The organism is Deltaproteobacteria bacterium (genome assembly GCA_016874755.1).
Lineage (GTDB): Bacteria > Desulfobacterota > Binatia > UBA9968 > UBA9968 > DP-20.
This window is the reverse complement of sequence record VGTH01000001.1, coordinates 90,437-104,306: the sequence shown is the minus strand read 5'-3', so window position 1 is coordinate 104,306 and position 13,870 is coordinate 90,437. Positions and strand designations below refer to the sequence as shown.

Below are 13,870 nucleotides of genomic sequence, written 5' to 3'. Positions count from 1 at the left end.
AAAATCAATGCAGCGGCTTGCCGTCTTTGAGCTCGGCGATGTCCGCTGGCGTAACCTCGGCCAGCGGTTTATGCAGCTTGTGCTGTTTCTTGGTCTTGTCCGCGCCCATGATCGCGATGACAGTTTCCAGCGGCGGGCAGCCGGGCTCGCTGCATTGCAGCTCGGTGACCAACACCGAAACATCTTCGCCTAACTCGAAGGTTTCAATGACCCATTGTTTAATGCGCTGAGTGTGCGCCGGATTGGCCAGCCCGCGCGACTGCAAAATTTCAAATCCCATTGTCGTTCCTAGCGGCAGATCCGCTCGCCCACGCAGCGTCGTCCATGGCCCCGGTGACCTGCGGTCCTCGGGGTGCCGCAAGAACCGCTTCATCGGCCAGCTTCGCGTGTTGCTCCAGCCGCTCTTCGAGCAGAATCACGCCGGCCATCAACAAAACACCGACCGCCATGGTGGCCGTCTGGGCAAACTCGATGCGCAGCGGCGATTTGTGCTGCAGCTGCGGAATCAGATCCGAAGCGGCGATGTAGATAAAGCCACCGGCAGCGATTGGCAGAAGATAGACCGCAACGCCATCGATCCAGCCGCTCAACAGCAGCGTCAGCAACGCTCCGGGGATGACGGTCAACGAACAAAGATAATTGAGCCAGACCGCGCGCCGCGTCGAGTAGCCGCCGTAAAACAGCACACCGACGTCGCTGAGCTCCTGGGGAATCTCATGGGCGATGACGGCCACGGTCGTGGTCAAGCCGACCACCGGACTCACCAGGAAGCTCGACGCGATGATCATGCCATCGGTGAAGTTGTGCACCGCGTCGCCCACCAGGCACATGTGCGCGCACGATCGCGCGCCCAGATCGCAGTCTTGCTGACTGACCACATGGTGATGCTGCCACTTGACGAATTTTTCCAGCGCGAAAAATAAGAAGATGCCGAGCAAAATCAGAGCGGACACCAAACGCGGCGACTGAATCTCGCTCAGCGACTCGGGCAAAAGATGAATAAACACATCGCCCAGCAGCACGCCGACGGCCAGGCCGACGAGCACGGTCACGATCTTGCGCAAAAACTCTTCGCGCAGGAGCAGACCGACTCCGCCGACCAGCGACACCGCGCTGACCAGTGCCGCACTCGCCAAAGTAAAAATCCAAATCTCCATCTTGCTTATCTTCGCTCCGCTTCGAACCCGAAAAATCTGCTAGGCCGCTGCCAGGCCAGCCGCCACGGCCTAAGCAAGCCTCAGTTAGGTATTGTGCTGACAAGGAAACGGCGGCGGGGTCGCCACGAGGAGGCAAAGCGTTCACAGCGCTTACCCCGCCGCCCATGAAGAACCGCTATGGCTCGGTTCTCCACATCGTAAAACCATTGGGCATCATGCGCGCCCAGCATCGGACCGCACGCATGTAATTGCAAACAATTCGCAATTATCAAACACCGGGATTTCTGTCAAGCACCAATTTTTAATTTTTGCGGACAGTCGAATCTGCCGCGCGCGAAAACCGCGATGGGTTTTCAAATTATCCCGCTTCCGTATAATGATGAGATGGATCGCAACACCCGCCAACGCCACGCCATTGAATTGGTTTTCAAAGCCGCTGACCGGCCTTTGAGCGTGCAAGACGTTCTTGAAGCCGGCCAGAAAATCTTACCGGCCCTCGGCATCGCCACGGTTTATCGGGCAATCAAAGGAATGGTCGACGAAAAGTGGCTCACCCCGGTGCAAATTCCCGGAGAGAACCCGTACTACGAACCCGCGGGCAAGACCCATCACCATCACTTCCGCTGCCGTCAGTGCCAGAAGGTCTTTGAGTTGGAAGGCTGCGTATTCGATTTCGACAAGCACTTGCCCAACGGTTTTCACGCCGAGCACCACGATCTCGTAATCTATGGCCGCTGTCCCATTTGTCCCGCCTCGGTCAAGTCTACGCGGCGCGCGGCCCGCCAGCATTGAGCTCTTCGCGCCGGTACAGCCCGGCGCTTCAGGCCGGCGCGACTTGCACTGCCCAGCCCGGCCGGGGTTGACACGATATTGATATTTTAATATCGATAGTCTCCCCCATGAGGAGCCGAATCATGTCTTATACGCCCGATTGCGCCGCCAACCGGTTCGCCGTGCAGCGCCCGACCAAACTGCGCCCCCCCTTGCGCGCCCTCGGCACAGCCGCCCAGCCACATCGACGAGTTCGCCATCTGGGTGCAGCCGCACATTCCCTTTCTCGTGCGCCTGGACCGCTGAGTCATAGCTGTGCGCCGGCTTGCCGGCCGGCGGACTATTGATAATCAAATCGCAATAAGACTGTCAAGCCGGCCCAATGTCGACGTCCCGCCATTGGGCAACCGGAGGGCAAGAAAATAGTTCACGCCTTCACTGGCTGCGGCGGCCCTTGCAGGCGCGCCGCCAGCAGCGCGCGCCCAGCCTAGTGGCTGTGAACCAGCTCCTTGGAAATGTAGAAGGCCACGACGCCCAACAGCACGAGCAGTGTAATCGCCCGCGACTTGCCGGCTTCGGAGAGCGGCACGAGCAGCGTCGCGCCGAGATAAATGAACGTGCCGCTCGCCAGCGCCAGCAGCATATTGGCAATCTCCGGATTGAAGTGGTGCACCCAAAACGGCAGGACGATACCGACCAGGGTGATGATGCCGATGCTGCCGCCGGCGGCAAATGCAGCCCAGCGGCTCCAGCCGGCACCGCGCATGATCGCGGTGATGACAAATCCCGCGGGCAGCTCGTGCAAAAGCACCGCGACGAAAACCAAAATGCCCAACTCGGAGCCGGCAATCATTCCGGCGCCCATGGCAAGGCCATCGACAAAGTCATGCACGTTGAAGGCAACCAGCGACGCAATCCCAGCGGCGGCGGGTATGACAACGGGATGGCTCTCGTCGGGCAGACTGTGGAGATGCACGTTAAAAAACTGCTCGACGAGAAACACCAGCAGATAACCGATCGCCACATACAGCGCCATATCGTGGCCGCGCTCAATGGTCGCCGGAATCATCTCCATCAAAGCGGCGGCGAGAATGAACCCGCCGCTAAAGCCCAGAGCGCTGGCGGTAAAGCGGCGCGACGGTTGACGTTGCAGTAAAGCCAAGGCGCTTCCAACGACGTTGGCAATAGTGGTGAGCACACCGAGAAACAAAGCGAACGAAAGCATATCCGTTGTATGTGTCAAAATTGCAAGTTGTTTGCAACAACAATTTTATCCGGAGCGGTTGGACATGGAAAAGCGCTTTACATTGGCGTGACGATTGTGGTTTACTCGTCCAAAAAGGGGTTACGCTAGTTCATGGGAGGGCCGCCATGGTAATGCTAAAACTTTTGACCTCGAAGCCGGCGCTGTTCGCGTTGGGCGCGGCATCGGCCGCAGCTTGGAAACTGTTCGGACCGGCGGTGGGTCGCACCGTGCGCCCAGTCGTGAAAGATGTGATCAAAGGCGGCTTGGTGCTGCAGAAGCAAATCTCGACTGCGGCTCAAGAAACCTGGCAGGATATCGAAGACATCACCGCTGAAGCCAAGGCCGAAATCGCCGAGCGGGAAAAGGACGGCGATGAAGCCGAGCCGCGCCAGCGCAAACCGCGCAGCAGGAAAACCGCTAGCTAATCGGGATGCGATTGCGCCGGCATTGAATTTCTCGCTCGCACCGACGCAGCCCCTCCACTGCAGTGAGTTCCACTTTACCTAGAATGCGTATTCGCTCTGCGATTGCCGGTCGCATCCGTTGGGATGTTCCGCAGCTGCGCCAGCGGCCGCGCTACGCTGCTGCGGTTGAAATGGCAATCGAGCGGCACCCGGGCATCGTCTCGGTCGAAGCGACGCCCAGCACCGGCCGCCTGCTGGTTCACTACAAAAAACCGCAGACCGCCGCGACCCTCACTGATATCGTTATCGCCGCGCTGGCGCGGCCGCCTCTCGACGTCGCAACCTATCGGACGCGCCTGGAGACCAAGCATAATCCGGCGCACGGCCCGGAGCACGGGCACCACGGTCACGACCACGAGCACAGCCGCGATCAGGGCGATGCCGATCTCGCCGGCGGCATGCGAAATCTCGTGTTGGGCGGTTCGGTGTTGCTCGGCTTCTTCATCAAACGGTTGATCAGCGGCCCTGGGCCGCTGGCGGCAAGCCCGGTCTTATTCGGCATCAGCGCCGCGGCGACCATCCTCTCCGGCTACCCGTTTCTGCGCGACGCGCTGCGCTCGGCATCGCGCGGCAAATTGACCACCGACACGCTTGTCAGCTCCGCCACCGTTGCCAGCATTGTCATGCGCGAGAGCGTGACGGCGTTGGTGGTGATCTGGCTGATCAACCTGGGCGAGTACCTGCAGGCACTGGTGCTGCGCCGCACGCGCCACGCGATTAGCGCGCTGCTCAGCCTGGACGACGAAAAAGTCTGGCTCGTGGTCGGCACGACCGAAGTCGAGCAGCCGCTGGCAAGCGTGCGCGCCGGCGACCTCATAGCTGTCTATGCCGGGCAGCGGATTCCCGTCGACGGCGATATTGAGGCCGGCGTCGCCACCATCAACGAAGCGCCGATCACCGGCGAGAGCATGCCGGTGCTAAAAAACCCCGGCGACAGGATATTTGCCGGCACGGTGCTCCTCGCCGGCGAGATCCGGGTGCGCGCCCAACGAGTCGGCGCCGATACGGTCGTCGGCCGTTTGATCCACCGCGTTGAAGAGGCGCAGGAGCTGCGCGCGCCCATGGAAACCATCGGCGAGCGCTTCGCCGCGCGCTTCGTGCCTTTTTCTTTCTTGCTCTCGATCGGCGTGTTTGCCGCAACCCGCGACTTGAATCGCGCGCTGACGATGTTGTTGATCGCCTGTCCGTGCGCCGCCGGCATGGCGACTCCGACAGCCGTCAGCGCGGCGATCGGCAACGGCGCGCGCCGCGGTATCTTAATCAAAGGCGGCACCCATCTCGAAGCCGCGGCTGAGCTTGACGCCGTGGTTTTCGACAAGACCGGCACTTTGACGGCGGGCATTCCCAGCGTGGATATGGTCAAATCGTTCGACGACGATTACAGCGCCGACCAGGTTCTCTCGCTCGCCGCCAACGGCGAACTCCATTCGCAGCATCCCCTGGCTCTCGCCATCGTGCGCCACGCCCGCGACCGCGAAATCGAAATCCCGCTGCACGACGAGTGCGAAATCTTCGTCGGCCGCGGCATGCGCGCCGACTGGCAGGGCAACGAGATACTCGTCGGCAGCAAGGCCCTGCTGACAAGCTTCGACGTTGCTATCGCTGCCGACCCGCAGCACGCCTACAACGAGCATGCCGCGCGCGGCGAAACCATTATGTATGTCGCGCACCAAAGAAAGCTGATCGGTATGATCGGCGTGCACACCCGGCTGCGGCCGGAGTGCGACGCCGCGCTGGCGGCGCTGCGCGGTTTGGGAGTGAAGCATTTGATGATGCTCACCGGCGACGAAGAAGAAGCCGCCCGCGCGGTGGCTCAGTCCGTCGGCCTCCACGACTGGCGCGCCCAGCTCACCCCGGAAGAAAAACATCAAGTGATTCACCGGCTCAAGGCCGAAGGACATAGAGTCGCCATGGTCGGCGACGGCATCAACGACGCGCCGGCGCTGGCATTGGCCAACGTCGGCATCGCCATGGGCACCTCCGGCTCCGATGTCGCCATCGAAGCGGCCGATATTGCGCTCGCCTCCGACAATCTCACCGGCGTGGCGGCGACCATGCGCCTGAGCCGGCGCACCATCCGAGTCATCCGCCAGAACTACGGCGCCGCCCTGGCGGTCAACGCCGGCGGCATCGTCGTCGGCGCGCTGGGAGCGATCAATCCATTCATCGCCGCCGCGCTGCACAATCTGAGCACCCTGCTGGTAATCTTCAATTCGGCCCGGCTGATCGGCTACGATCCCGAAGCGGAAAACGTTTAACACCAGTCCGGCAAATATCGAGCGAAGAGCTGCACGCCAAGGAAGGGAATGCGCATCTGAAATACGCTTGAAGCGCAGCCATCACGGCGGAGGAAGCTTTTCGGGGCTGCCGAACGGGTCAACCGGACGCCGTCGAAAGTCGAACTCGCGGCTGCGCCCAAAGCCGTCCGGGAAGCAGTGACAGCGGCCGCTGCCGCCAAAAACTTTGGAATTGGCGGATTCGCAATCCTCCAGGGAATTGTAAAACTGCGCGTCTTTTATTTCCGGTTCTTTCAGCTCTGTGCCGGGTGGATGGATATGGCAGACTTGCGCGGCCATGGCCGGAGTCAGGCCAAGCCAGATGGCGATCAAAACCTGCCTAAGGCATATCATGGGGCAAAAAAACCGGCGGCGGGAGCACCCAAAGGAGGCAAACCAAAGGGCGCTTTTTCCCGCTGCCGTGAAGATGGCCGCAAGCTCGGCGTCTCCGATATTTAGACGTGGGGTTTGCGCGCTCCATGCAGCGAGGGGGTGCATTAATCGCGCTTAGAGCCGCACGCTCAGTCCATCGGAGAGCGCGTTGCGATAGGCCTTCCAGGCTGGAATTAGCCCGACAATCAGGCCGGCGCAAATCACCGCCAAAAGATAACGATATTCTGTCGCGGTAAACGGCTTGAGCGGAATATGCAAGCCGTAGAATTGCTCGATCACCGGCTGGAGCAGCAGCACGGAACTATAGACAACGCCAACCCCAAGCAGCGCGCCAATAAAGGTCAACAAGCCCGACTCCATTACCAGAAGTCCGGTCACCTTCCACGGTCCGACACCCAAGGCACGCAGTATGGCGATCTCGCGGCGCCGCTCGTTGAGCGACGTGTAAAGCGCCATCAGCATGCCGAGCAGGCCAACCAACACGACGAATAGAGCCACGACCTTGAGCACCTCTTCGACGACGCCCAGCGTGCTCCAGAGCTCGCTCAAGGCCACGCCCGGCACCACCGCCATGAGCGGTTCTTCAGGGAAGTTGACCACCTCGCGCTGCAGCGCCAGGGTCTGCACGCGCATTTTGGTGCGCAAGAAAAATGCCGTGATACTTTCGATCTTGATATTTTCTTTGGTGATTTTCTCGGCCGGCGTTTCCTGCCCTTTGATCGGCGGCGCGCCTTGCTTCCAGTCGATGTGCATCGCCTCGATGCCTTCGAGCGTCACGTAGAGCGATCGGTCGATGGGCGTGCGCGTCGGTTTGAGAATGCCAACCACGGTGAACGGCTTGTCATCGTGGTCCATAATGCCGGTGGCGCCGGTGATGCCGTGGGTGACCACGATGCGTCTGCCCAGCTGATAGCCGAGCCGCTCGGCCACTTCACTGCCCAAAACTACATCGAAAATCTCCGAAGCCGCCTTCCCCTGGGCGAACTCGATTTGCCGGTCCTGGCGAAAGCGGTAGTGCCGATAGAAATCTTCATTGGTGCCGACCACGCGGTAGCCGCGGTGGCTGTCGCCCAGTGAGATGGGAATCGTCCAAGCCACCGCTTTGTGATTTTTGATCTTCTCGTAGGACTCGTAGGTGACGTTGGCGGTCGGCGAGCCGATGTGAAACACCGTGTAGAGCAAAAGCTGCAGCGCGCCGCCGCGCGCGCCGACGATCAGATCGGTCTGGCTAATCGTATTGGAAAAACTTTCCCGCGCGCCGCCGCGAATATGCTCGATGCCCACCCACAGGCTGACGCTCAGCGCTAGGGAAATGAGTGTGACGATCGATGTCAGCTTGCGATTCTTGAGCGAGCGATAGGCGAGCGAAAGGAGCAGCATGGCGGATTCGCGTCCTAGGCTCGATTGACCTCGCGCAGCGACACGGCGCGATCGAACAGCGGCATCATGCGCCGGTCGTGGCTGACGAAGACGAGCGTGGATTTAATCGCAGCGCATTGCTTGAACAAAAGAGTCAAAAAGTTCTCGCGATGATCTTCGTCCAAGGCCGAAGTCGGCTCATCGGCGATGATCAGCTCCGGCGCGCCGATCAGCGCCCGCGCCGCCGCCACCCGCTGCTGCTGCCCGACACTCAAATCCACCACGCTCTCGGCAATCAAGTTATCGATGCCCAGCGCGCCGGCCAGCGCCCGCGCCTCGTCGACGGCGGATTTGCCGTTGAGCCGCTTGCTGCGGCCACCGCTGATCCGGCAGGGCAGCGTGATGTTGTCTAAAACGCTCAGGTAGGGGATCAAATTGAACATCTGGAAGATGTAGCCGATGTGCGCGCCGCGCACCCGGTCGCGCGCCGGCCCGGAGAGGCGCGCCAGGTCGTGGCCGAGAATCTTGACGCTGCCGCTCTTAGCCTGGAGCACACCGGCCAGAATGCCGAGCAGCGTGGTCTTGCCGCAGCCGCTCGGCCCGTGCAGAAACACTTTCTCGCCGCGAGCGACGTTCAACTGAGCCACGTCGAGCACCGCCTTGGGCGGACGGTAGGAAAATGTCAGGTCGGTGATCTCGACGGCGTCTTGCATGCGCGCTAGAGGCCGACGTCGCCGCGGTCTTTCTTGATCGTCGCGCCCGACTGCTTGGCATCGGCGAGCACCTGGACCTTCACATCGCGGATGGCTGGAAAAACCTTTGTGATGCCGAACTTGACCCGGCTGCCGGCCGGAGCTTTATCGCATTCGTATTGATAACGGGCGCGCACTTCGCGGTGCTCGCCGCTCTTGGCGCCGGATTTGGCGTCCTTGCCGCCCTTCTCATCGGTCTGCACCAGCGTCACGTTGCCGCCCTGTGACTTGCAGCCAAGTTTCTTGTCGAGCACGATCATCTCGCCAAACTTCTCTTCCACGCGTTTGAGCGCCGCGTCTCTTTTTTTCTTGTCGGCATCGCTCTTGGCTTCGTGCTCGAAGCCCATCACGCCTTCGGACGCCGTGCGCAGCTCGATCGTCACTTTCTTTCCTTCCACCGCGATGTTGACTTCGGCAGCTCCATGCACGTGGGCATGGGAATGCCGTTTTTCCGCGCCGGCGGCAGGATTCAAAAAGCCGGCGAGGCAATAGATTAAGCCGACCGATACGGCCGCTCCTGTCAGCTGCATGATATCCTCCTACCTTTCTCTATAGGGCTCGGCCAAAAGCCCGGTCATAAAATATGACGACTCGGTGTACATGTTCTCGGTGCGCTGGATCTTTAGACGCCCTTGCAGCCAAACCGGTCCGTAGAAGTCGAACGGAATCTTTCTTCCCTTGTCCATCTTGACGTGAACGATTTGATTGGGCGGCGGCGCCGGCACATGGATACAGGCCATCGGGAACGGCACCAACAAGAACTCGGAAACCGTCCGATCGCTGTCTTCCAGCGGAATGACGAAGCCCGGCACGCGCACCACGGTGCCATCGAGTTTCTTCAGGTCGGCGGGCATCTTACCGGTCTGATAATCCAGACCGCGCAACTGTTCCCAAGTCAGCATGGGCGTCGGCTCGGCGGCGTTGGCCGGTTGCGGCGCAAAAGTCAAATTCGTCGGCGCGGCAATTCGGCAAACATGCATGCCGGGTGCGCCTACGGCCAGCAAGATCAAACAGGCCGGCGCCATCCTTATCCAAAATTTCATCTTCCCACCCTCCTTTTAGTTTGGCCGCGTTGCATCGCGCAAGCAATGGAAACCGTGGTGCCCGCTCGATCTAACCAGGCTGCGGGGGTCAATGTCGTCTCTTGAACCATGATCGCCAAAATCCCCAGGGCAATCAATCGCCCGTTCCTGAGCTCTCGGGGAAATCCGTGAGCTATCACTAAATATCGGCAAATACGGAGATGCCTGCTGACATGGAAAGAAGCGGGGGTGCGCGACAGGCCTGGGAGAAATCGTCATCTTGGGAAACCACGGTATTGCGGACCGGCGGTCGAAACATGCCCACGAGCCTCGGCGCAACCTCGGCCGGCGCTGGCGCCAAGGCCAACTTGGCGCTGCGCCCGAGGACACAGCTGCATCCGTAACTTAACTCGTCTTCTTCCGAAAGGCCGTGGACGTGCAAAGGCAGGCAAAACACAAATAGCACAAGCGCCGCTCCCAGAACCGTGCGCCATCCTCCGCGGCTTTTGTTCGTCGAAGGAAACACGCCAAAAGCCTACCGTATGACCTTGGACAGTGTCAACGGAGGCGCTTCTTGCCCCTTATAGGGCACCCTGTCGGGATAGATCACCACATACGAGACGAGTTTTTTTACATTCGGTGTTGATCACAGCCTGCGAATAGCGAATAAGAATACTATTCAGGTTTGGGGTGGGGAATCGTATCTGGCCTCTGATCAGGGAGTCCGAAATGAAGTCACTTTCCAAGGCAGCACGTCTTCAACTCAGGGCCTTAAACCAGGTGCGGGCGACAGAGTTCGCTGAAATCATTCGGCTGCTCCCTGCCGGTTCTAGCCACATTCTCGAACTAGGTGCCGGAGACGGCTCGTTTTCCAACCTCCTGAGATCGAAGGGTTATACTGTAACGGCGCTCGATATCTCCACCTCGGTATGGGCGCGCCAAAGGGTGGGCGAGGTTCTCGACTACGATGGCGTAAATATACCGCTCCCAAATGGCAGTGTGGATGTTGTTCTGAGTTCCCAGGTCATGGTGCAGATCGGCAATTTTGATGAACTGCAAACGGATATTCGGCGTGTTCTGAAACCGGGAGGCTATTGTATTCATACTTTGCCGACGCCTTCGTAGCGGCTATGGTCGACGCTCGCCTGCATTCCGGCAATTTTTCGCGATGCGATCTGCTGTCCGCCTAAATTGGGTGCCCGTGCCAGAAACATTCCGGCATTTCTTCACCAATTCATCGCTTTCGCTCTGGTGGCGTTCTACCATTTTCGTTCTGGACTGAGGTTAACCTCCAGTGGCCACGCGACGTTTCTAAGCGAAATGGTTGCGTTCGCAAATTTTGCTTGGAAAGCGCGGTTCAAGCGAACCGGTTTTTCTATCGAAATCACTAAACCCATGGGGGTCCTCTATACTGGCTTCTATTTGCTTGGGCCGCAGTTGTCAGTTCCGACTCGCCGTCGTCTAGCAGCCATCCTAGGCAGTTCCGCACGGCTTTACCGGCTACGAACATTGAAGTGGACAGGAGTTTTAAACGGCTTTTCGATGGCCGCAGCCATATGACGGGACTGGCCCACTTCGCCTACGACCCGATCCTATCTGCAGGCTCCATGGCTTGGATAATCCAGCGCCCCTGGTAAACCCCCATAGCCTTCCATCGTCTAACTCTACAGCCCGGCCGGAGGGGCCGAAGAGAAATGACCCGCGCTCGACAAGAATGACCTTTCCGGCAACAGGGTTAGCGAAAAAGGTTAGTTTTCGCGGCAGTTGCGGGATTTGCTGCCTTGGGTAAGATCACTGCCGCGGCAAAGAATCAACGACCTTAAAGATGGAGCGTAGCCTACGGAAGACTTGGGCGGCAGCACGATCGTCAATCTGCAAGCTTCCGTCTTGGCTACCGGTGCTCGCTCTCTCGCCGCGACTTTACTGGACGACTGGAGCTCATGGGTGAACGGAGGAGACGAGCGGCTGGTGGACCTGGCCCGCAAAGGCGACCGGCGCGCGTTTGAGGAACTGGTGGAACGACACAAGCAGAAGGCCTATCACATCGCCTATGACTTCGCCCGCAACCGCGAGGAAGCCAAGGACTTGTCGCAGGACGCGTTTCTAAAAGCCTTTACCAGCTTGAAGAACTTCGACGGCCGCTCGAGTTTTTATACCTGGTTTTATCGGATTCTCGTCAATGTCTGTCTCGATTACAGACGCAGCAAACAGCGCAAGGCGACCGAAGAGTTCGACGAAACTACCGAACAACGCATCGAAGCAAGCCATCAAAGCAGCCACGCACCATCGCCCTACCAGCAAGTGATCGCGGGGCAGATCTCGCACAAGGTCAGCATCGCATTGGAAGCCCTGCCGGCGCGGCAGCGCACGGCGTTTATTTTGAAGAATCACCAGGGTCTATCGATCAAAGAAATCGCCGCGATGATGGACACGGCGGAGGGCACCGTGAAAGTTCACCTGCACCGCGCCGTCATCAGCTTGCGGCAAAGTCTCGCGGAATTCGCCTAGGAGCGTTTATGGCCACCCCGGAGAATACCATGGCATGCGCCAACTTCGAAGAGGATCTGGTTTTGTATCATTACGGCGAAACGGATGCGGCGGCGCGCGCCAATGTCGAAGCTCATTTGCGCGCCTGCGCGGGTTGCTGCGGCTCTCTCGAAGAAATGCAAAGGCTCATGCCGCTGACCATCGCTCGCGACGAGCCGCCGCCGGCTTTCTGGATGACCTACAGCCGCGAGCTGCGCCACAAGATCGACGCCGTTGCCGATCAGACCTCGTTGTGGAATTGGTTGACCGCGTGGCTCCGACCGCTGCCACTGACCGCGTTCGCCACCGGCGCTGTGGTGCTGCTCGCCATGACCTTCACGGTCGGCAAAAAATATTGGGCAAAACCCCAGGCGTTGCTCGATGATGAAGTCGTCGCGATCATGTCATCGAGTCAAGATTTAGACCTGTTGAAGAACCTGGAAATCCTCGATGCGCTCGAAGTGCTCGAAGCCATGAGCCCGGAGAAACGCGGAGCTTAGAGGGGTGCGGCGACTCATCATGATCGGCGCAGTGACCTGGTTTGCCAGCGGCAGCCCGAGCATGGCCGCGGAAAAAGTCGGTGACAAACCCGACCCGGAGCTGCTGCGCATGCTGGAGTTTCTGAAGGATTGGGAGATGTTCAAGAATATGGAGATGCTCAAAGAGATGCAGCAGGTTCGCAGCGACGGCAAACCCACCGAACCGACTGTCCGGAAATCGCCGGCGCCGAAGCCCAAGGAGAGCGTGAAATGAAGACGGTCGTTCGCTTGACCGGGTGGCTTCTCTTGCTCGGCCTGCTGTGCGTCCCCGTTGCAGCCCTCAGTCAAACCGGCTCGTTCGCCGACCCGGCGGCCAGCGACAGCGAATTGTTGGAGAAATGGCGCGGCATGAAAGAGAGCGAGAAGCAGGAGCTGCGCGAGAAATTTCAAAACTGGAAAAATCTCAACCCCGAAGACAAAGCCGATATGCAGCGCAGTATGGATGCCTGGCGCAAGGCCAAACCGGAAGAAAAAGCGCTGATGCGCAAAAATTTCGAGACCTGGCAAAAACTCAAGAACAGCGAGCGTCAAGCCCTACACGAACGCTGGCAGCGCTTCCGCGACATGCCGGAAGAAAAACGCGAAGCCCTGCGGCGCAGGCTTGAAACCTATCGTGGCATGTCGGCGGAAGAAAAGGCCGAGGCCCGCGAAAAGGCGCGTGCACGCAGACAAGAGCTCGAAGAAAAGCGCGAAGCGCGCGAGCGCCAGCCGCTCGAACAAAAGGCGCTGCGCGAACAAAAACAGATCGAGCTTGAGGAAAGGAGAGAGAAGATACGTGAGCGGCTAAGGGAACGCGCCGAGAAGCGTCTAAAAGATGCGCAATAGAAAGATCGCTTAAACGCACACTAAAGTCTCGGGTTTAACGAATCACCGGAGGAACAATATGAAAAAGTCGAATAAAGTTATTGTCGGCGCGCTCCTGCTAAGCGGCATTCTCGCCGCCGCCCAGGTCGAGGCGCAGGTGGGTCCAGGACGTGGCCGCGGCATGCACCACGGCAGAATGTTCGAGAACTTGAACCTGACCGATAGCCAAAAAAAAACCATCGGTGATATGATGGCATCGAACCGCGAAAGCATGCGGCCCTTGATGCAGCGGCTGCGCGAGCAGCGCCAACGGCTCAACGAGGCTGGGCAACGGCAGCCCTTCGACGAAGCTGGCGTGCGCTCACAAGCCCAAGAGCTCGCCAAGCTGCAAAGCGAGATGATGGTCCACCGCGCCGCCATGATGAACCGCATCTCGACCGTGCTAACGCCAGAACAGCGCGCCAAATGGCAGGAGCAACGCGCTCAGCGCAAAGCGCAGTTTAAAGACGGCATGGGACGGCAACGCGGGCGGCGCGGCGGGCAAGCGAGTTAGAGGAGAAA

Annotated in this window: 17 protein-coding genes; 10 read left to right on the top strand and 7 right to left on the bottom strand. The window is 59.5% G+C overall.

Translation table 11 applies throughout. The features are described 5' to 3' along the window. Positions 1–4: 4 nt before the first annotated feature. Complete coding sequence (locus FJ145_00490; protein MBM4259900.1) at positions 5–280, bottom strand: hypothetical protein; 276 nt, start codon at positions 278–280, stop codon at positions 5–7. Next, positions 270–1,157 (bottom strand): ZIP family metal transporter, encoded by an 888-nt coding sequence (locus FJ145_00485; GenBank protein ID MBM4259899.1) that lies wholly within the window; start codon positions 1,155–1,157, stop codon positions 270–272. Before FJ145_00485 ends, FJ145_00490 begins: the two co-directional genes overlap by 11 nt. Before the next feature lie 384 nt (positions 1,158–1,541). Here FJ145_00485 and FJ145_00480 point away from each other — a divergent pair, with 384 nt between their 5' ends. Next, positions 1,542–1,949: a transcriptional repressor gene (locus FJ145_00480; GenBank protein MBM4259898.1), complete on the top strand. Its 408-nt coding sequence runs from the start codon at positions 1,542–1,544 to the stop codon at positions 1,947–1,949. Between the two features lie 466 nt (positions 1,950–2,415). On the opposite strand, the gene FJ145_00475 is transcribed toward FJ145_00480, so the two are convergent. Further along, positions 2,416–3,153, bottom strand: a complete 738-nt coding sequence (locus FJ145_00475) for a hypothetical protein (protein MBM4259897.1) — start codon at positions 3,151–3,153, stop codon at positions 2,416–2,418. A 146-nt stretch (positions 3,154–3,299) separates the two neighbouring features. Here FJ145_00475 and FJ145_00470 point away from each other — a divergent pair, with 146 nt between their 5' ends. The 3 genes from FJ145_00470 (at position 3,300) to FJ145_00460 (ending at position 6,373) form a co-directional block, all read left to right on the top strand. Beyond that, positions 3,300–3,599, top strand: a complete 300-nt coding sequence (locus FJ145_00470; GenBank protein ID MBM4259896.1) for a DUF5132 domain-containing protein — start codon at positions 3,300–3,302, stop codon at positions 3,597–3,599. 83 nt (positions 3,600–3,682) lie between these two features. Beyond that, a complete protein-coding gene (locus FJ145_00465; protein MBM4259895.1) occupies positions 3,683–5,896 on the top strand; it encodes a cation-translocating P-type ATPase in 2,214 nt (737 codons plus the stop codon). Positions 5,897–6,073: 177 nt separating this feature from the next. Continuing rightward, positions 6,074–6,373: a hypothetical protein gene (locus tag FJ145_00460; GenBank protein MBM4259894.1), complete on the top strand. Its 300-nt coding sequence runs from the start codon at positions 6,074–6,076 to the stop codon at positions 6,371–6,373. A 48-nt stretch (positions 6,374–6,421) separates the two neighbouring features. On the opposite strand, the gene FJ145_00455 is transcribed toward FJ145_00460, so the two are convergent. The 4 genes from FJ145_00455 to FJ145_00440 are packed head-to-tail and all read right to left on the bottom strand — an operon-like array spanning position 6,422 to position 9,320. After that, positions 6,422–7,687: an ABC transporter permease gene (locus FJ145_00455; GenBank protein ID MBM4259893.1), complete on the bottom strand. Its 1,266-nt coding sequence runs from the start codon at positions 7,685–7,687 to the stop codon at positions 6,422–6,424. Between the two features lie 14 nt (positions 7,688–7,701). Continuing rightward, positions 7,702–8,379: an ABC transporter ATP-binding protein gene (locus FJ145_00450; protein ID MBM4259892.1), complete on the bottom strand. Its 678-nt coding sequence runs from the start codon at positions 8,377–8,379 to the stop codon at positions 7,702–7,704. Between the two features lie 5 nt (positions 8,380–8,384). Next, positions 8,385–8,948 carry a DUF2796 domain-containing protein gene (locus tag FJ145_00445; GenBank protein MBM4259891.1) on the bottom strand — a complete coding sequence of 188 codons (564 nt, stop codon included), beginning with the start codon at positions 8,946–8,948 and terminating at the stop codon, positions 8,385–8,387. Between the two features lie 9 nt (positions 8,949–8,957). After that, on the bottom strand, positions 8,958–9,320 hold the full coding sequence (locus tag FJ145_00440) for a DUF3299 domain-containing protein (protein MBM4259890.1): 363 nt from the start codon (positions 9,318–9,320) through the stop codon (positions 8,958–8,960). Between the two features lie 849 nt (positions 9,321–10,169). Between FJ145_00440 and FJ145_00435 the strand changes: the two genes are divergently transcribed. From FJ145_00435 to FJ145_00410, 6 genes are all read left to right on the top strand, one after another. After that, positions 10,170–10,565: a class I SAM-dependent methyltransferase gene (locus FJ145_00435; GenBank protein MBM4259889.1), complete on the top strand. Its 396-nt coding sequence runs from the start codon at positions 10,170–10,172 to the stop codon at positions 10,563–10,565. A 723-nt stretch (positions 10,566–11,288) separates the two neighbouring features. Continuing rightward, positions 11,289–11,948, top strand: coding sequence for a sigma-70 family RNA polymerase sigma factor (locus FJ145_00430; GenBank protein MBM4259888.1), 660 nt, complete (start codon positions 11,289–11,291; stop codon positions 11,946–11,948). An 8-nt stretch (positions 11,949–11,956) separates the two neighbouring features. Beyond that, positions 11,957–12,466 (top strand): zf-HC2 domain-containing protein, encoded by a 510-nt coding sequence (locus FJ145_00425; GenBank protein MBM4259887.1) that lies wholly within the window; start codon positions 11,957–11,959, stop codon positions 12,464–12,466. A 19-nt stretch (positions 12,467–12,485) separates the two neighbouring features. Continuing rightward, positions 12,486–12,719, top strand: a complete 234-nt coding sequence (locus FJ145_00420) for a hypothetical protein (GenBank protein MBM4259886.1) — start codon at positions 12,486–12,488, stop codon at positions 12,717–12,719. Continuing rightward, positions 12,716–13,330 (top strand): DUF3106 domain-containing protein, encoded by a 615-nt coding sequence (locus FJ145_00415; protein ID MBM4259885.1) that lies wholly within the window; start codon positions 12,716–12,718, stop codon positions 13,328–13,330. The genes FJ145_00420 and FJ145_00415 overlap by 4 nt, the downstream gene beginning before the upstream one ends. A 58-nt stretch (positions 13,331–13,388) precedes the next feature. Then, positions 13,389–13,862 carry a periplasmic heavy metal sensor gene (locus FJ145_00410; GenBank protein MBM4259884.1) on the top strand — a complete coding sequence of 158 codons (474 nt, stop codon included), beginning with the start codon at positions 13,389–13,391 and terminating at the stop codon, positions 13,860–13,862. Positions 13,863–13,870: the final 8 nt, after the last annotated feature.